Source organism: Tumebacillus flagellatus (assembly GCF_000714935.1).
Lineage (GTDB): Bacteria > Bacillota > Bacilli > Tumebacillales > Tumebacillaceae > Tumebacillus > Tumebacillus flagellatus.
The window spans coordinates 65,237-83,651 of the sequence record NZ_JMIR01000007.1 but is presented as its reverse complement, the minus strand read 5'-3'; the positions used below and the strand labels follow the sequence as shown (position 1 = coordinate 83,651).

General features: G+C 51.0%; 17 protein-coding genes. 7 read left to right on the top strand and 10 right to left on the bottom strand.

From position 1 onward, the window contains the following. Positions 1-154: 154 nt before the first annotated feature. A complete protein-coding gene (locus tag EL26_RS06890) occupies positions 155-1,057 on the top strand; it encodes a cytochrome P450 (RefSeq protein ID WP_238546072.1) in 903 nt (300 codons plus the stop codon). Then, on the top strand, positions 954-1,298 hold the full coding sequence (locus EL26_RS26160; RefSeq protein WP_238546071.1) for a cytochrome P450: 345 nt from the start codon (positions 954-956) through the stop codon (positions 1,296-1,298). Before EL26_RS06890 ends, EL26_RS26160 begins: the two co-directional genes overlap by 104 nt. Positions 1,299-1,347: 49 nt before the next feature. Here the strand turns inward: EL26_RS26160 and EL26_RS06885 are convergent, their stop codons facing one another. From EL26_RS06885 to EL26_RS06865, 5 genes are all read right to left on the bottom strand, one after another. Beyond that, positions 1,348-2,220, bottom strand: a complete 873-nt coding sequence (locus tag EL26_RS06885; RefSeq protein WP_038086007.1) for an RNA polymerase sigma-70 factor — start codon at positions 2,218-2,220, stop codon at positions 1,348-1,350. Positions 2,221-2,262: 42 nt separating this feature from the next. After that, complete coding sequence (locus EL26_RS06880) at positions 2,263-2,754, bottom strand: hypothetical protein (RefSeq protein WP_038086006.1); 492 nt, start codon at positions 2,752-2,754, stop codon at positions 2,263-2,265. After that, entirely contained in the window at positions 2,738-3,232 is a 495-nt protein-coding gene (locus tag EL26_RS06875; protein WP_038086004.1) for an FAD-dependent oxidoreductase, read from the bottom strand. The genes EL26_RS06880 and EL26_RS06875 overlap by 17 nt, the downstream gene beginning before the upstream one ends. A gap of 287 nt (positions 3,233-3,519) precedes the next feature. Next, the gene (locus EL26_RS06870; protein ID WP_038086002.1) at positions 3,520-6,765 is read right to left on the bottom strand and encodes a hypothetical protein; all 3,246 of its coding nucleotides are present in this window, start codon (positions 6,763-6,765) and stop codon (positions 3,520-3,522) included. 141 nt (positions 6,766-6,906) lie between these two features. Next, the gene (locus tag EL26_RS06865; RefSeq protein WP_038086001.1) at positions 6,907-7,629 is read right to left on the bottom strand and encodes a YebC/PmpR family DNA-binding transcriptional regulator; all 723 of its coding nucleotides are present in this window, start codon (positions 7,627-7,629) and stop codon (positions 6,907-6,909) included. 210 nt (positions 7,630-7,839) lie between these two features. Here EL26_RS06865 and EL26_RS06860 point away from each other — a divergent pair, with 210 nt between their 5' ends. Beyond that, a complete protein-coding gene (locus tag EL26_RS06860; RefSeq protein WP_038085999.1) occupies positions 7,840-8,274 on the top strand; it encodes a VOC family protein in 435 nt (144 codons plus the stop codon). A gap of 489 nt (positions 8,275-8,763) precedes the next feature. Here EL26_RS06860 and EL26_RS06855 read toward each other — a convergent pair whose 3' ends face one another. Next, positions 8,764-9,228 (bottom strand): hypothetical protein, encoded by a 465-nt coding sequence (locus tag EL26_RS06855; protein WP_038085997.1) that lies wholly within the window; start codon positions 9,226-9,228, stop codon positions 8,764-8,766. Positions 9,229-9,772: 544 nt separating this feature from the next. Between EL26_RS06855 and EL26_RS06850 the strand changes: the two genes are divergently transcribed. Continuing rightward, complete coding sequence (locus tag EL26_RS06850; protein ID WP_038085996.1) at positions 9,773-11,884, top strand: MMPL family transporter; 2,112 nt, start codon at positions 9,773-9,775, stop codon at positions 11,882-11,884. Between the two features lie 184 nt (positions 11,885-12,068). Here the strand turns inward: EL26_RS06850 and EL26_RS24455 are convergent, their stop codons facing one another. Next, a complete protein-coding gene (locus EL26_RS24455) occupies positions 12,069-12,254 on the bottom strand; it encodes a YceI family protein (RefSeq protein ID WP_081857039.1) in 186 nt (61 codons plus the stop codon). A gap of 182 nt (positions 12,255-12,436) precedes the next feature. Here EL26_RS24455 and EL26_RS06845 point away from each other — a divergent pair, with 182 nt between their 5' ends. The 3 genes from EL26_RS06845 to EL26_RS26655 all read left to right on the top strand — a co-directional run bounded on the left by EL26_RS06845 (position 12,437) and on the right by EL26_RS26655 (position 14,738). Beyond that, a complete protein-coding gene (locus tag EL26_RS06845) occupies positions 12,437-12,913 on the top strand; it encodes a GNAT family N-acetyltransferase (RefSeq protein ID WP_038085994.1) in 477 nt (158 codons plus the stop codon). 245 nt (positions 12,914-13,158) lie between these two features. Next, complete coding sequence (locus EL26_RS06840) at positions 13,159-14,247, top strand: sensor domain-containing diguanylate cyclase (protein WP_038085991.1); 1,089 nt, start codon at positions 13,159-13,161, stop codon at positions 14,245-14,247. A 371-nt stretch (positions 14,248-14,618) separates the two neighbouring features. Next, the gene (locus EL26_RS26655; RefSeq protein WP_152559193.1) at positions 14,619-14,738 is read left to right on the top strand and encodes a putative holin-like toxin; all 120 of its coding nucleotides are present in this window, start codon (positions 14,619-14,621) and stop codon (positions 14,736-14,738) included. A gap of 455 nt (positions 14,739-15,193) precedes the next feature. Here EL26_RS26655 and EL26_RS06835 read toward each other — a convergent pair whose 3' ends face one another. Genes EL26_RS06835 through EL26_RS06825 form a run of 3 tightly spaced genes read right to left on the bottom strand, consistent with a single transcriptional unit; the run spans position 15,194 to position 18,411 of the window. Next, entirely contained in the window at positions 15,194-16,573 is a 1,380-nt protein-coding gene (locus EL26_RS06835; protein ID WP_052036089.1) for a radical SAM/SPASM domain-containing protein, read from the bottom strand. Positions 16,574-16,576: 3 nt separating this feature from the next. Beyond that, positions 16,577-17,170 (bottom strand): flavoprotein, encoded by a 594-nt coding sequence (locus EL26_RS06830; protein ID WP_052036088.1) that lies wholly within the window; start codon positions 17,168-17,170, stop codon positions 16,577-16,579. Positions 17,171-17,193: 23 nt separating this feature from the next. Further along, positions 17,194-18,411 (bottom strand): metallopeptidase TldD-related protein, encoded by a 1,218-nt coding sequence (locus EL26_RS06825; RefSeq protein WP_038085988.1) that lies wholly within the window; start codon positions 18,409-18,411, stop codon positions 17,194-17,196. Positions 18,412-18,415 lie beyond the last annotated feature (4 nt).

Here is an 18,415-nt window from a genome sequence, read left to right as displayed (position 1 = left end):
CTCTTGTGGCTTATTTTCGGGATAGACGTCAGATTGCGCAATTTTGTTTATTATTCAACAAATTGTGAATTTCTGTCGGTTGTCCGTTTACAGCCGCATCCTATAATAAAAATAGACACAATGTCCAGAAAGCCACTGCGAAAGGAAGGTTCTCATGTATTCTTCTGAACAAAACGTAGAAAACGCCGCGTTCCGTCTGTTTAGCGGTCAAAGCGACGAAGACCCTTTTCAAATATTCGCACAGATGCGCGCCAAGGGTGCCGTGATTCCGATCCAATTTCCGATGGGCGGCACGAAGCGCCGAACTTGGATGGTCACGCGGATGGAAGAAGCGGTGGAAGTGTTGCGGGATCACAGCCGCTTCACGGTCGACCCGAGCACCATTGAAGGCAGCACCGAAACCCGCTATTCGCTCACCGGCAACGAAGACCCGTCCGCGCCTCCTACTTTTTTTACTTCCAAAACGATGCTCTCCGTTGACGAGCCCGATCATCGACGATTGCGCGGGTTGGTCTCCAAAGCGTTCACGCCCGGCTACATGGAAAGCCTGCGCCCGCGCGTGCAGGAGTTGGCTGACGTACTGCTCGATCGGGTGCAAGCGCAAGGCGAGATGGATCTCGTCAAGGACTACGCCTTCCCTTTGCCGATCAACGTCATTTGCGAAATGCTCGGCGTGCCTCGTGAAGACCGGGAGCGGCTTCAAGGTTGGTCGAGTGCGATCGCTCACGGTCTCGGCTTGGGCAAACGAGACCCCGAAGCGGTGGCGAACATTCGAGCGTTTGGCGAATACAACGCACAGCTCGTGGCGGAGAAACGCCGGAATCCTGCCGATGACTTGATCAGCCAGTTGATCGCCATCGAAGAAGAGGGAGACCGCCTCGACGAAGCCGAACTGCTCTCGATGATCTCGCTGTTGATTTTCGCCGGGCATGAGACGACCTCGAACCTCCACGGTGGCGGGGCCGCGCTTTGCCCTGCAAGACACGGAACTCGGCGGGCAGCAGATCAAGAAAGGGGATATGATCCTCCCCGTTTCGAAATCCGCGAATCGAGATGAGCTTCAGTTTGCCAACCCGGAGGAACTGGATATCACGCGGAAGATCAATCGCCATCTCGCTTTTGGTTACGGCATCCACATGTGTTTGGGCGCGCCGCTCGCACGCATCGAAGCGGACGTTGCGTTTACCACTCTGCTTACACGGATGCCCAACCTGCGGCTCAACATCCCGCGTGAGGACGTCACGTGGCACTATTCGCTGGTGTCGCGGGAGTTGGCGGCGCTGCCTGTCGCTTTTTAGATGAAAAAAACCCAGTCTCTCGGAGGCTGGGTTTTCTTATGTGCTTCTCTCATGTGATTCGTGCCAATTTATCAGGGTTTCGCACCATGAACAGCTTAGAAATCCGCTCCCCTTCGCGTTCAAACGAAAGCGTGCCGACCACTTCCGCTCCAATTTTGAGCAGAAGCCCCGGTTGGCTGTTGATCGTGACCCATTCGTAGGTGCCGTTCGACGGAGTTTTGCTGAAGATTCCTTGCAAGAACGCAAGCACGCGGGTCGACGAAACAATCGGATGGATCGCCGCCACCGCTTTGCCGCCGCCATCGGAGAGCAATGTCACGTCCTCCGTGAGCACCTGCATCAGCGCCGCCGTGTCGCCGGTGGTGAAAGCGGTCAGGAAGCGAGTGAGCACCGCTTGATCCTTCGCGTAGTCAACGCGACGGTCTGCGGCGTCCGGATGGAGTTTCTGTTTCACGCGGGAATGAATTTTGCGGCAATTGGTTTCCGATTTCTCCACGAGGCTCGCGATCTCCGCATACTCATACTGATACGCCTCCCGCAAGACGAGCACCGCACGCTCTGTCGGAGTGAGTGTTTCCATCATCAACAGGTACGCCATCGTCAGGTCGTCGCGGCTGAGCAATTCGCGCAACGGATCGTGATCTTCCCTGTCGTCCCGCCAGACGATAGGCTCCGGCAACCACGGACCGACGTAGACTTCCCGACGATGTTTCGCCGACCGCAAGAAATCAAGACACCTGTTGGTGAGCATCTTGCAAAGGTACGCGCGTTGGTTGTGAATTTCTTGCGTCTCCTCGATTCCGGCATACGCAACAAACGTCTCTTGCACCATGTCTTCCGCATCCATGACGGTGCCGAGCAATCGATAGGCGAGCGTGAACAGCAACGGCCTGTATTCGTTGTAGAGGTCTTGCGTGTCGATGAGGGTCCCCTCCTTCGAACGATTGCGTGATGCGAGGACTCGCTAGGCGTTCCTTCTATTTCCAGTATAGGTGAAGGACAGATCGCGGTCTAGGATACGTTGCGCCGCCCCTTTGCCGCTGACGATGGCGGCGTCTGAGAGCATCGCGTCACAAACGGTCCAGTCTCCCGCGAGATAGAGACCCGGGATGTCCGCAACCACGGTTTCCGCAACGTCCGAGCAGACGCGTTCCACCGTAGGAAGTCCGTAGGTGACGGCAATCCGCGGGAGAAAGCGGGACGCGATCTCTTCCTCTCTCCACCAAGGTTGCAGCAAGTCGAGGAACCCTTCCAGTTCCGCACGATCGCGTGCTGCGTTCGGCGCTTCGTCCGGGCTCAGATATTTATGGAGATGCAACACGACATGGCGGTCATCGCGAGTCAATCGGGCGACAGCGGAATGGTTGGAGTAATAAAGCGGTCGGTCGAGGTGGAGAGCAAAGTTCGTGCTCGGGTCCGGCATGCGGCGCAACGAGACGTCAAGCGATGCTCCCAAGACGGAACAGGGAGTGCAGGAACTTGCGCACGTTCTCATGGCGGGCGTTTTTGTCGACCCACTCTGCCAAGGTCAAGTCCCTACAGACTCGCGGCACAGCCTTCGAGATTTTCGTCAGCACCCGCGCCAATTCAATTTTTTCCCGCACGGAGAAGGCGGTCGTCTTCAACAATTCCAGCGCGGACACCGGAAGCGAATACACTCCGCCGGTCGTGACGAGCCGGCCGCCGAGGACCACATCGCCCGCGTCGGGATCGAGTCCAAGCTCCCGCAACGTCTGGAGCCCCTGCCCCTTGCTGTACAGAGCGTGCGGGCCGAGATTGAACAAGCAACCCTCCCGCTCATCGGTCACTCCGCGGCCGCCCCATCGCGAGCTTTGTTCCAGCACCAAAGTCCGCAGCCCCTGCTTCGCGCAAAAAACAGCCGCCGTCAATCCGGCCAGCCCGCCGCCAATCACCGTAACATCCCATCGTTCCATAAAAAACGCCCCCTTGCGTCTGTGGTTATACCCAAGACGAGGAGGCGAGGAGTTTTGTGACAGGGTGCGCTTACGTTTTTTCGAGAGCCTATTTTTTGTTCTCTAGGAGATCTCCGCCACGCATCGGCAAACACACCACAAACGTGCTCCCCACCCCGACCACTGCATTCCAAGGTATAAACAACATAACGATTCTGCATCACAGTTTGAAGTGTCGCCGTTCGGCATAAACCTACAAACAAAAAAGACCTCTGCCACGTTTTTTTCGTGGTGAGGTCTTTTTCAGGCTACCCGGCTTGGTGCAGTCGTCGCTCTTCTTTGAAGGTGTCCAGCCAGAGGCGCTTGGCCATCGATTTGCGGCTTTTGAAGCTGCCTTGGCAGTATTCGTGGAGCAGCGCGCGCAGTTTGAGGAGGATTTTCTTTTTCTCGTCCACCCGTTGTGCGCGATGGTAGTTGTACAGCTCTTTGTCGACGGGCAGGATCGTGACGCGCTTGTCTTTGGTGTAGGAATACTGGACCCATTCTTCCTTCGTCATCAGGAGGGACTTGAACTTCTTGCGGCGCTCATTGATGAACGCCTCCGCTTGTCCCACAAGTTTCGCGATCATATCGTCGGGAACGGTCGGGTCGGCGACGGAGCGGAGCTGTTTGTTGACTTCCAAAATCTTCTCGTCCGTGATCTCGTCGCACTTCGACAGTTGAGTGTGCGCGACTCGATACAGGAGTTGATCGTCTTTGACATCGCTCTGTTTGACATTCGCCAACTCGTCTTCGTACATCAACTCATTCACAAGCTTGTCGTCCGGCGGTTTGATCTTGCCCGGAACCGCGCCTCCCAAGGTCTCGTCTTGGCCGCCGCCTTTTTTCGGAGTCTCGACGGCGTTGACCATCTCGCCTTTGCGCTCGCCGACCGTGCCCTCCATGTGGTAGGTGCCGAGCGTCCATTCGACCAGCGTCTTGGAGTACAGCTTTTTCTTGTACACCAAGAACGCGACGAGGTCGACGATCGCTTGGATCTGCGCTTTCAGTTCGGCGTCGAATTGGTAACGGAATTGCACCGGTTTCGCGTCGTCCTGCACCAAAGTGCCCGATTTCTCATCCAACCGCACTTGTCCTTCCACGCTCGCGCTGGTCGAGGCTTTCAGGATCGCCGACGCTTTCAGATACGCCCGCAGCGCAAGCAACACTTCATGACCGAGCTTCACGCCCGCTCCCAGCGAGAAGATCAGCGAGGCGTCCAAACTCGCCCGCGCGTTGATGTTGTAGACGGGGTCATTGGCGGCGGACTTCACTTTGGACACGTCGCCGTTGACCGTGGCGGAGATGCCGCCGTCGATCTCGGCGTTCACGAACAACGAGATCGGCGTCGGCGGAAGCGGCAGGGTTGCGCCGATCTCAAGCGGCCAGAGCCCCCCCTTCTTCGGGAAGTCGACTTTCCCGTAGAGGCTGGCTTTGCCTTCCTTCTTGTCAATCATCCCTTTGACAGAACCGCCAAAGAGGCTGAGTTTGTAGACGTCTCCCAAGCTGGTTTTGGTTTGCCACTTCTTATAGGTGAATTCGCCGTCTTGGATGAGGATGTCTTCCGCTTCCACGCCGATCATCGGGCCGGAGTTGCGTTTGTTTTTCTCGCCCTGCATGCGCTCTTGCAGTTGTTCTTTGTCTTCCGGTTTGAGCACTTTGTCCAGTTCGCTGGAAGAGGTGTCTTCCTGTTTGCCGATGATGCCCCGCGCTTTCTTGATCGACACGCTGCCGTCCTTGTTGATGACGACGTTCTCGGCGTCCAGCGCAAACATGCCGATCGAGAAGGACAGTTGGCTCATCTTGCCGGTCACCGTTTTGTCCTCGTCGTATGTCAATTCCTCGATCGCCCCGTATCCGTGCACGATCCCTTTGTCCAGCGCGATCATGGCACCCGCCGCTCTGAGGTAGAGCCTGCCGTCATACCCCGCCAACAGCGCTCCTTTGACGGTCAATCCTTTCAACACTTCCCACTTCTCCACTTCGACGCCCGTTTCGAATTTCTCGACTTGCTTTTGCTCGTTGATCAGCAATTTGTTCACTTGCAGGATCAGCGGGATGCCGTACGTTTCTTGAAGGTTGTATTTCACGTCTTTGACTTCAAGGTGCGCATTATTGACTTCGGCCGATTTCCACGTGAAGTTGCCCGCTTGGAAAGAGCTGATGACGAGCTTCTCGAAGTCGCCGTTGGGGCCGAGTTGCAGTTCCACCCCGGCGCTGATCGACGTCTCGAAGGGGCTCGGGAAGTTGAGGGCCACTTGGCCGGCTTCGAAGTTGTAGCCCTCGCCTTTTTGATAGCGTCCCTTGGCGTCCGCGAGGCTCAAGAGGTCACCCGCTTTGAATTTCCCGATCCCGATCTCCAGCGTTTCCAGTCCTTTGTTGCCGACGGTGAGCTGGTTTAAGATCAAGTTTTCAAGTTGGAAGATCAAGAAGTCCGACCGGTCGACGATTTTTTTGTTGTTGAACGTGGCGTCGATGGCGAAATTCATGCCCCAGTCCAGCCGCGCATGGATTTCGTCGACGCGGTACTCCTTGCCGAACAAGCGCAGGGTTACGGCGCTCTTGGAGTCCAAGCCGCCGAGCTTCTCGATTTTCTTGGGGTCGTCCTCGTCCTTCTCGGTTTTGGCGATCGTCAAATCCTGGAGGTCGAGTTTGATCAGTTTAAGGTCGACCGTTCGGCTTTTCGGTTGTTTGTTTTTGGGTGGATTGTTGTTTGGTTGTTTGTCTATCGGTGCAAGGGATTTGGCGGTGTCTCCCGGCTCCGGTGTCGATTCTTTCGTGCCGGACGTCAGGTATGCGTAGACCCAGTTGGTGGCTCGTTTGACGCCGTCCGCATAGCCGACGCTTTTTTCCACAATGTTGAAGTAGTGGCTGAAGCTCTTCACCCATTCCGGCGATTCGTTGTCGTCGGCGGCGTACGTTTCAAAGCTTTGGTGCACTTCCGTCTGTTTCACGTATTTGCCCATGTATTCGTCGAACTTGTAAAGGACGACCCCGATGCCGTACTTGAGCACCGCTCGGACGTTGGGGTTCAAATCCTGCCAGAAGTTGACCGCCTCGCGAAAGGAAGCCAAAACAGCCAGCACGATCTTGATGGCGGCAACGACATTTCCGCCCATGGCGGTGAGTTGGTTTCCGATGATGCCGAGCACCAATTTGATAAAAGATTCGATGATCGGCTTGGCCACGTCCGGTGCCATCAAGTTGTTGGCGAGGTGCTTGAACATCTCGTGCGTCAAGTTGAATTCCGGATCTTGTTCTTTGTCTTGTTCTTTGTCTTGCTCAGCGCTTTTGCCCTTGCTCTTGTTCAATTGAGCCGCGCGTTGTTGTTGGAGCATCTGCGCCACGGCGCGGTTGCCGATCGTCTTCTGAAGCTGCAGGATTCGAGCTGAGGAAAGCGAACCAACTGCGCCCATCGAGTTCGCTTGCTTTCGCGCCGGCGGTTCAGTTCCTGGTTGGAGCGGGGCCGCCAGGGGGCCTTGGGTGCTCGATGCTTGAGTCGGCGGTTGGAACACTTTGATCACCTCTACAGTCCGTGATTATCTATGATTACTTATTATACAATTTTCATTTAATGGATGTACATCCTGCTTTCGTCTTTTTCCGTTTCCAGACACAAAAACAGCCGCCTCGAAGGGCGGCTTGCTCAAGCGATTTTACTCATCGCCGAAATCGACGTTGTGGTAGACTTGTTGAACATCGTCGTGGTCTTCCAACGCGTCGATCAGTTTGCGGAACGTGACCTCATCGTCACCCTCAAGCTTCACTTCGTTTTGCGGGAGCATCGTCAATTCTGCCACCGTGAATTCCGTGATGCCGGCGTTTTTCAATGCTTGTTGCACAGCGTGGAATTGATCTGGTTCTGCATACACGATGACTTGCTCGTCTTCCGCAACGATGTCACGTACTTCCACGTCTGCTTCCATCAGGATCTCCAGGACTTCCTCTTCCGATTTCCCTTCGAGACCAAAAACAGCCACGGAATCAAACATATACGCGACGGAGCCGTTCACGCCCAAGTTGCCGCCGTTTTTCTTAAACGCGGTCCGGACGTCGGAATACGTACGGTTTACGTTATTGGTAAGTGCATCGACGATCAGCATCGCGCCGTTCGGCCCGAAGCCTTCATAACGAAGCTCATCGTAAGTTTCGTCAGAGCCGCCCTTGGCTTTTTCCAACGCACGGTCGATGATGGACTTCGGTACGTTGTAGGTCTTGGCGCGTTCCAAAACAGCTTTCAAAGCTGCATTGGACTCCGGATTCGGCTCACCTTTTTTGGCTGCTACAAAAATCTCAACACCAAACTTTGCGTAGACGCGAGTCTTCGCGGCGTCGTTTTTCGCTTTACCCTCTTTGATATTGTTCCACTTGCGGCCCATTTATTTCACTCTCTTTCCAATGATAGAAATCTTGATCTTTCAAACCGACAACTCGGCACGTTCCATTATACCTTATTTGGACAAGTTTTTCGTAGAGGAATTGGCGGGATTCGTTTTTCTCATTTCATAACATAAAAAGTGTTTATCATTTTCTGAATTCGTGTATAATGAATATTGTTTTTGAAATATTCCAAAGGGAGTTGTTGATTGATGTCATTCACCTTGAACCCGTACTTTATTTTTGACGGAAACTCAAGAGAAGCGATCCATTTTTACGAGAAAGTTCTGGGCGGGCAAGTGATGGGAATCATGACATTTGGTGAAATGCCGGCCGACCCGAATCAACCGTTGCCGGAAGAAATGAAGGATCGCGTGATGCACGCGCACTTGAAAGTCGGAGCGACGGATCTCATGTTCTCCGATACGTACCCGGGTATGCCTCATCAGCAGGGCGATTGGATTCAGATCGCCATCCATCCCACGGAAGAGGCGGAAGCGAGAGAAATCTTCGCCGCTTTGGAAGACGGCGGAGAGGTGGTCATGCCCCTTACGAAGATGGATTGGAGCCCCTGCTATGGGATCGTCAAGGACAAGTTCGGCGTGACGTTCCAAGTGAATGTCGCAGCGGAGCAACCGCAATCCTAACACGCGGAGGGTCGCCCCGCCAACACATAAGACCTCCTGTTCTCGAAGGAACAGGAGGTCTATTATTAGGGGAAGGGGACAGGGTACCCGCCGGGTGACCCGCAGGAGTTTTTTGAGCATCCAGCACTGATTGATCCTATTATGATTTGAAGTCATCGAGTAAGTTCATTCCAACGAGACCCGTTCCACACCCGAAATCAATCGCGTCCTTCGTTTTTAGATACGCTCGTAATCCCCGCACGATGATGACTTTCCTTTCTCTCGCTCATGCTCTGGTTCAATGAGAAACAGCAGTCCTGCCGAAGTCGGTCGAAACTGCTTTTTCTCTTGCCCCGTTTGACTTCTACTTGGCCCGCTGCCTTGTAGCAGCTGCCAAGTATCACGCCCCAATGGGAAACTTGTGAGGACAGCAGTTAATACCACGAGTGCAGTGACCAAGTTGGATGCTGTATCAAAAAGAGACCACGCAAAGCGGTCTCTTCATTTCCTTTAATATTCACCTTTAATCACAAAAAACGAGCCTCGAATGGTTCCCGCCAGCTTCGACTTCTGCCTGGCAAATTTAAACTTTCCTTCTAACTCCTTGGGCACCTCCATCCCCTCAGAAAGCTTAAAACCAACGGCCCGCTTCTTAGGGTCATCCACCGTATACATGACGTTGACCGCAAGACCATCCTCATAAAAAACGTAGGCCATTTTGATAGTTTCCACTTGAAAACGCGATGTCTCTAAAGGAGTGCTCGAAAACTCAAGATCACGTTCTTCCTTCAAAATTCGGTTCACATAATCCAGAGTCTCCTGACTTTCGCGAGCGGGTACAACCGTAAATTCATGCTTGTATTTGTTCATAAAGTAACGGGCTTCATTCGCACGTAAACCAGCCAGCGCTTCTACGACCGGTGAAGACTCTAATCCAACAGTCGACACGTTTTTGAAATCAACGATATAGGACATTTGCATCTCTCCTCTTATTTCGTTATTCCCTAAGCGGCAAGCAGTCTGCGGCTCTTTGGACGCAGCGCCCGCGAAGCGAGAATGTTCGTGACGTATACTGGGAACCCCCTACGGGTCACTCACTCGACATTTCCCCCAAATCGCATCAGTTGCCCGATACAAATTACTGTCCTCGATCTTGCGGGCAGTAGTGTGACGGTCCAACAGGCCATCCGTTTTCTACGGGGATGTGTACCTGCTTTCGCGGTTGTTTCCGTGCCGATCATCGTACTGATTTGTTTCCACCACATCATGCTTTCAAACTGATTGGACACCATTTGGTGACATTTCGATTATAGGACACCATTTGGTGTCCTGTCAACAGCAGAACCTCAGCTATGAATTCTCAAAAAACCGCACCTTCATCAAAAAAATCCTGTTCGACCATGTAGCGTGTACAAAAGCAGACGATACTTAGCATGTCGGCTTTTTTTCAGAACCATATGTGCAAGAACACATATTGCCTATATAATGATTCATGGAACGTCGAAAAGGAGGAGACGCAATGAAAAACGCTCTGAAAAAAATAACGGATTTCTCCAGTTCGCGCAAAGGGATGTGGATCACACTGGCCGTGTGGCTCGTCATCACCATGCTGCTCGCGATGTTGGCTCCGAATCCGAAGCAGTACGAAGTATCCAGCCTGGAGACGCTGCCGAAAGATGCGTCCTCTGTTGTGGCGCAGTTGAAAGTGGATGAGTATTTTCCCGGAACCGATGAGATTCCGGCTCTGCTGGTGTTTCAAGCCAAGCAAGGCGAGCTGACCAGCGCGGACGTTTCACCCGTGCTGAAGCAGATCCGCGACGCGAAGATCGACGGCCTGCAAAACGTCATCTCGTTTGAAGGGTTGCCGCCGCAAGCTACAGCTTCTTTTTTCTCCGCTGACAAGACGACTGCCGTCGTACCGATCAGCTTCGACTCCGCGATGGAATCGAAACAGTTGAAAGAGAAACTGGAACAAATCCATGCGATCACCGAAAAAACCACTTCGATCTCCACGCATGTCACAGGTCCTGCCGGCATTGCCGCCGACACGCTCGATCTGTTCTCTCGCGCGGACATCAAGTTGCTTCTGTCGACCGTATGTCTGATTCTGGTCTTGCTGATTGTGATCTACCGTTCCCCGTTGCTGGCCTTGATTCCGCTGCTCGCTGCCGGAATCGTGTACGAGGTGGTGAATCAGCTTCTGGGACTGCTCGGCAAAGCCGGATTGCAACTGGGCAGCCAATCGCTCTCGATCATGTCGATCCTGTTGTTTGCCGCGCTCACCGACTATTCGCTGTTCGTCCTGGGACGGTTCCGCGAAGAATTGAAGACGAACGAAAGCAAGTTTGAAGCGATGAAGCGCGCCATGAGTGAAACGGGTCTCCCCGTGTTCTCCTCCGGGGCGACGGTCATGGTGGCGATGCTCATCCTGTTCTTTGCAAAGTTCGGGGATTACCGAAACTTCGCTCCGATCTTTGGCACGGCGATGTTCGTGATCATGTTGGCTTCCGTCACGCTGGTGCCCGCGCTGTTCACCGCGTTCGGCCGCAAATCCTTCTGGCCCAAAGCGCCGAAGCTTGGCGACGATCCGGTCGCCAAGAACACGCTGTGGGCGAAAACAGGGCGCCTGATCGCCAAAAAACCGCTGCTGACCGCCCTCACGCTGCTGGTGGTGCTCGTGCTCTCCGCCAGCAACACGCTGAACCTGAAGTACGAATTCGACACGATGAAGTCGTTCCCGGCAGATATGCCCTCGCGTGTCGGCTATGAAATCCTCGAATCGAAATTTGCCAAAGGCGAGTTGGCACCGACGACCGTGCTGTATGAAGCAAATGCGGAAGTCAGCAAAGGAGATCAAGAGACACTGCGCAAAGCGCTGGCCGCCCAGCCGCTGGTCAGCGACGTGCGTGTGAGCGGCATTTCGGAGAATGCCAAAGCGGTGCGGTACAACTTGGTGTTTGCCGAGAGCCCGTATTCCAATGAAACGATGGACGCGATGGCTCGGATGCGCGACGACGCAGCCCAGCTGCTGCAACAGAACAAGTTGAGCGGATCGTTGTACTATGCCGGCGAGACGGCCGCACAAGTGGACGACCGCGATACGAACACCCGCGATCTGTGGGTGATCGTGGTACTGGAGACGGTTTTGATTCTGGGGATTCTGATCGTCATTACCCGTTCTGTGAAACTGCCGCTGTACATGATGGGCACGATCCTGCTGTCGTTCCTGTCAGCCTTGGGGCTCGGCTCGTTCTTGACGCATCTGTTTTTTGGAATTGATGCGGTCAGCAACCGGGTTCCACTGTATGCGTTTGTCTTTTTGGTGGCGCTTGGGATTGATTACAACATCATTCTTATCTCCAGGTATCTGGAAGAGAGGAAGAAGCACCCGGTCAAGCAGGCGGTGGAGATTGCGGTGGCCTCGACCGGCGGGGTGATTTCCTCGGCAGGGTTCCTGCTGGCTGCGACGTTCGCGGTGCTGATGACGATGCCGATTCAGTTGCTGTTTGTGTTCGGATTTATTGTGGCGATCGGGATCTTGCTGGATACTTTCTTGATTCGCGGGGTGTTGTTGCCGGCGTTGCTGGTGTTGTTTGAGAAGGGGAAGACGGCTGAGATGGAAACGAAATAAAGCTCCCTGCCTGACCGTGCACCTCCCTGGCACATCGGAAGCAGGACCTGAGTTCGGGTTTCACGAGCTCAGGTCCTGTGATTTTATCGCGTAAGTATGGGATCTGACCAACAGCCCTACTGACCACCCTGCAACAGGATGGCCTTTAGGGCTGTTACTCTATTTTCACTGCCTCGATATCAAGCTAGATCTTCACTTCATTTCCGACGATCAGACCACCTGTTTCCAGCGGCGAATGAAACGTCAAGCCAAATTCGTTGCGTTCAATACTGGCTGTGGCATGAAATCCCGCACAATCCCGGCCGCGAGGGTCTTGGTTCAGTCCTTCAAAAACGGGGTGGAACGTGATGGGTTTCGTGACTCCATGCAATGTTAGATCGCCGGAAGTTCATAGTGCCGTTCACCGGCTCATGACAGTCTCATGGCGATTGCTCTCTGATAGAAGCGCCTCGATTTACCTTCGAGGGGTTGTTGTGATAGTCGTAGAGCTGGCAACGGCTCTAAGCTGATTTGTTCGTATTTTCAGTCGCAGGACTGATTGGAGGAGCATACATGATACATCTGGTTCGAATGACCGAAGAACAATATAAAACGTTCTTCGAAGAAACAGTCCGAGAGTATGCCGAAGAAAATGTAAAAGAAGGCAGATGGACACCCTCAGAATCGATGGAACGAGCCACCCAAGAAACCAAGGAGCTATTACCTGAAGGGATTCAAACGAATGGACATTTTCTGTGTTCCTTGCATCATGAAGCAGCAGGTGTCATAGGCACGCTTTGGTATGCAGTCAAAGAAAACAATCACGAGAAATCAGCTTTTATATACAGCATTCAGATCTACGAAAAATTTCAAGGCAAGGGATACGGAAAGCAGGCACTTCTTGCCCTTGAAACTGACCTTGCCTCGATGAATGTACGTTCCATCGGATTACATGTTTTCGGGCACAACAAACGTGCGTATCAGTTATATGCCAAGCTGGGGTATCTTCCAACAAGCATTAAGATGAAAAAACTCCTCAGCAGCAAGTAAACGGTCTGGAACCGATGGCAGTCGATTGATCGGGTGCCTCTACGGGCTGTTTTTACATACTGCTCATTATTTATGTTCCGCGGAACAAATTGCAGCCGGAATGGGATCTGTATTACGCAAGAGATGCACCGCCCCCTGCTGTCCCCAAAGATCGGAGCTCGGCTGACAAACCTAGTTAAACGTGCTAGCATATTAAACAATAATAGCCGACAGATACTTATGCGAATCATGGGGGAATTGGGACGATGTTTGAGAACCGTCACCTTAAAGTCATAATGGAAGTCCAACAGCAGATGCTGTTATCCAACTTTGATTTGAAGCAGTTTATGCAAACGATCTGCGATCGGATGTGCCTCTTAACCGATGCCGACGGTTCTACCATCGAGATGCTGGCGGGCGATGAAATGGTTTATGCCGCGGTCAGCGGCACCTTGCAGCCTCATCTCGGAATTCGAATCAATAAGAACGGCAGTTTGTCGGGCTTGTGCGTTACGGAGAAGGAAATCTTGTATTCGCCGGATACGAAGCAGGATGACCGCATCAACAAGGAAGCGACTGTGAAGGTCGGCGCGCGGAGCATGGTCTGCGTTCCCCTGTTCGAATCCAGCAACGCCGTCGGCGTGTTGAAAGTCATCTCCGGCCGTCCCGATGCTTTCTCCAGCCGCGATATCGAGACGTTGCAGTTGTTATCGCTCGCCCTGGGCTCGGAGCTAGGGAAGCAAATTAACTACGACGACAAAATTCGGATTCTGAACGATTACGAGCAATTATTGGTTCAATTAAGAGCCGAAATAGAAAGACGTAAAAAGCTGGAGAGCGAACTTATTCAATTGACAGAGCGCGATATTCTGACGGGATTGCTGAATCGTAGAGGCTTTAGCGATCGAATCCAAGGCTGGATGAATCGGGCCAGTCGAGAGGAAGGCTTATTCGGAGTATTCTACCTCGATTTGAATAAATTCAAGCAATGCAACGATACGTACGGACATGAGGTCGGCGATCTCGTGCTTGTAGAATTCGCGAATCGCATCAAGAAATCGGTTCGCGAATCCGATCTGATCGCGCGCGTAGGCGGCGATGAGTTCGTGGTCGCGGCATGGCTGAATAACGGCTACGACGACTTGGTGCAGGTTGCCAAACGTTTGATCGAGCAACTGGAGTCGCCGATGCAGATTCAGGAGCTTCAACTGCCGATGACCACCAGCGTCGGCTGTTCGCTGTGGGCAGGGGGCAAGACGGAGCTCGATCTCATTCGCGAGGCGGACCAATCGATGTATCTCGCCAAGTCCAACGGCACCAACCGGATTGCGATTCATGGGGAGATCATGGGGTAATTTCAGGTAGATCGCTGCCTCGTTAAGCGGGTCACGAAGAAGTAGCTCAGTAGGAAGTGACGAGGATGTTCCTTTGAAAAAGGAACATCCTCTATTACCATTCTCGTGTTTTCTAAGCGTGTAACCTACACACATCTATTCAAACTTATGCCCCAAAAGGTATTCCGCAAAAACTTGCCCATATTTAGGGTACGGCTCACCGGAGCAGTAGCAAGAACAAACAGTTGCTGGTGGCAGCTGATAAACTTTTTATCCCGATCTAAAGAACAATTGTTCCCCTTCAGATTCCTCTATGATAGAATACAACCAGCACAACTGAATAGGCTCCTCAAGGGTGGTCGGCTCATCCCCTCACGAAAGGGGGTGTTGCCATATCTGCACATGATGTCATTTCGCTCATGCTCCAATTCGGGCTATTTTTGATCGCAGCCCTCACTTTGGTCGTGACGATCATGAAACATATGCTGGACAACCAGAATAAAAAGAAATAGACCGCCTTATGAGTTGGACGCTCAGGCGGTCTATTTCGTCCTGTAAGTCGTACGTGAGCCGACACCCTTGATGGGTATCAGTTGTGCAACGACCGTGGGTGTTACCAGCACCTGCGGTCATTTTTTAGTTTATTCATTCCTTGTGAGTTTATTCTAGCACAATCCGGCTGGCAAACTCAATCTAAAGGGTTGTCGCTATTTATGGTACGTTTCTCCTTATCGCTCTAAGTGAGAAAGGACATTGTAATTCATTTGAAAGACCTCTACCACTACTGATTTCGTGGTGAGGTCTCTTCCATCTCTAAATCATTCCGTCTCGTTAGATTCTGTTTCTGTAGATTCTGAAATGAGGTCAACGCCACAAATACTCACTGAATATTCTGGTGTTTTTTGCAATTCCAAAGCATCTTCCAGTCCTCTTCTGGGTCCTTCGGTAACAACATTTCCTACAACACTCATCTTGTACTACTGAAAATAAGATGTTGGTGATTTTTTTCTGCTGCCAGTATCTTTAGATACGCTTTGATGTTCTTTTTAATGGGCGGACATGGTTGCTTGCCATGCTCAATTCGCTCTAGCGGACAAGCCTCGCCTTGGCAGGATGGCCTAAAATAACATTTTTGACATGCCGTGTCTTCCAAGGCACCGTTAACGACCCACAGTGCAAACCGATCATAGTACAGCTCCATCGTTCCATCCTCATAGAGTTGACCAACGTGATTTCGTTCATCATCAAAGGCTACGGTACACTTATAGACCATACCGTCAGACCCTATGCAAAACGAAGTAGGTTTTGCTGCATAACACACACTTCCAAAAGGTTGGATCAGTTCGCGGTACAAACTAAAGTCCAAACCTTGTCCTTGTGCTTGCTCCACTAACGGAAGTATATCTTTGGTATCGCATAAGTGAATGTTCGTATCATTGTTCCCTCCGAGCTTTTGAATGGGTACAAAATGATGCCTAAACCTCGGATCGCCTCCGAAATCTTCCACCATCATCTTGATGTACTTCTTCATATAGGGATGAACGTCTTCATCGACATTGGAACGAATGATTATTTCGAAATTTTTGATGCTTGTATCGCGAATCGCAATCAAATTGTTGTAGATTTGATCGAACGTGGCTCCCCCATGCGCTAAGACACGATGTCGATTATGTGTTTCACTTGTTCCATCAAATGTGATTTGGTAGAAAAAAACCCCTACTTTCATAAGTCGAATAAAGGTAGGCACATCGAGTAAATACCCATTGGTTGTCATATTGGCCGAATACAGTTTTTTCTTCTCCCGACAAATTTGTAACATTTCTTGGGATAACCGCACTATGATGTCCAGGGCGGTTAACGGCTCTCCACCAAACCAAGAAATATTTAATGAATCGTAATGATCCAGTTCACGTCTTACATACTCGATGATACCTCGTTGCGTTGCTTCATCCATTTTGTTTTTGGCAAAAGATTCATAGCAGTACACACAACGAAAATTGCAGTCTTCATTGGGCATGAGAATCAGATTCAGTTTTCTCTCTTTGTAGAGCGCTTCCTTATGTTGCAAATTTGCTCGCATAAATTCATTCACATCATGTGGGATCATGAAGCCTCGCTCGATCAGCTCCTTGACAATTGGCGCATTTTGCTCTTTCGACCCCTTGCTTAAAAGGTTCACAACGTCAGCAGCATCGCTTCTTTCTATTGTTACAAACTGACCGTTAAAGCTGTTGTATAGCAAAAGATTCCCTTCCTCATCATACGTGCGTACATTGAACCGAGAACTCACAAAAAATTGGTCACCCACATTATCCAAACGTTCTGAGGTTTTACTCCGTTGCACCATTATTTATCCCTCATTTCTCTGGTTGTTTATGAAATCCAGCACACCGAGCAGTTGTTCCATAATCCCCGACGGCTGATGTAACGTTGCTGCTTTCACCATTTCTCCTGTGGCTACCTCATAAGCTTCCGAGATCAACGGCGGAATCACAAAGTGTCCATCCGATTCCAGTAGACTTAGATTTCTCTGCACAACCGATTTATTGAACATGTCGAAATTCATATTGGGAAAGATGGCAACCGGACACTTCGCAGCAATGGCTGTGGTGGTTAGCAAGTCATCGCAAATTCCATTCGCAAGTTTGCCAATGAGGTTAGCAGATGCCGGTAAAACCGCGTACATTTGTGGCCATTCCCCTAACTTAATATGTCTCACCTTGCCTCCTTCCTCATCAAACAAACTGGTGTGAACCCCGTCGCAAAAGAGACGAACTGTACTCGGCGGGATCATTTTGGCTGCCGTATCTGTCATGATAACCTGTACCTCTTTTGCAAATCTGGCCACTTTAAAGGCGAGGAGAAACGGAATCAAATTCACGACTCCAATCGACCCAGAAGCCCCGATCAACAATCTGTCAATGGAATACGAACGAGTTTCCATTTACTAATCTTCCTTTCAAAAGGTCATTTAGCAAGAACCATAATTTGCGGGGCATGAATCCACGGAATTTCCTTCCCCCACACTTGTTCAGCTTTCTTGGAAACCGTGAGATCAAATTTAAAGAAAGAACGAAGATCGATCACGATGGAAGCTGATTCGTCAATTCGTCCTATCACGTTTCCATTCTCCACATACCAAGCTTTTTTTAGCGGTAGTTGTACAGGGTGAAAGAAGAAATCGTGATTATACGTCAGAGACAGTTCTTCGACAAGAATGCCTGTACTCATCGAAGCGATCATATCTTCAGCCTCAACCTTGCCAGACTGCATCCTCGCGAATGGATATTTCGAGGAAGGAATCCCCTCTTGTAAGGGGGCATGCAGAAACATCCCTCGAAATCCGTTTCCTGTAGGTTCTACACCAAGCTTGTTCGCTGTGTACAGATCATTGAAGTAGCCTGTAAATACCCCTCGGTCGAAGAGCGGTTTGTTGTTTGTCTGGACCCCTTCATCGTCAAACAAGTTAGAATATTTCGGCGATGAATCAATTGTGATTGATTCCGACAATACTGAACCAGCGAATGGATGCCGTTCTGAGAAGTCTGTAACTGTACAGATTCTTGCATTGCAACAATGCAGCAGCAAATCCAGGATAACATCGAATGCAGTTGAAGAGAAAACGGCTTCGTAGTTTTTCGATTCAATGGAAGACTTCTGTTCCGTATTCCATTGCAATTGATTCACATTCATCAATTCATCAAATTTAAGAACCTTTTGAAATGAATTTTTCCTAATGACTGCAGGCGCAGAACCCTTTTTCCTGGGAAGTTGCACAAGATACTCGTAGAAAACAAGTTCTGAATGATGGAGAAGTTCACCATCATAATAAAGACCAAGATTCCTTTTATAGGACTTCAAAATAAAATTTGCTTCTCCACATCGGTTCTGCAAGTCATTGCGCAAAGATTGGATTCCGTACGAAGAATCCTCTAATTTCGACATCATGTGAGGGTGCACACGAGCGGAAAAGAAATCATCTCCAACATCAGCCCCGATTGATGCCATTGCTTTCGCCAGTTCGATATGTTTCGGAGTGATTCTAGTAGTAGTAAGTAACACTCCTAATTTTCCATTTTCCAAGTACCGGATCGCATTGCTTTGTTTCTTCCTTTTTTCAGAATATATAGGTGTAAACTGCTGTTCCTCCCAACAGATTTCGCAAGTTTCGATCTTTTTTCCCATAGTG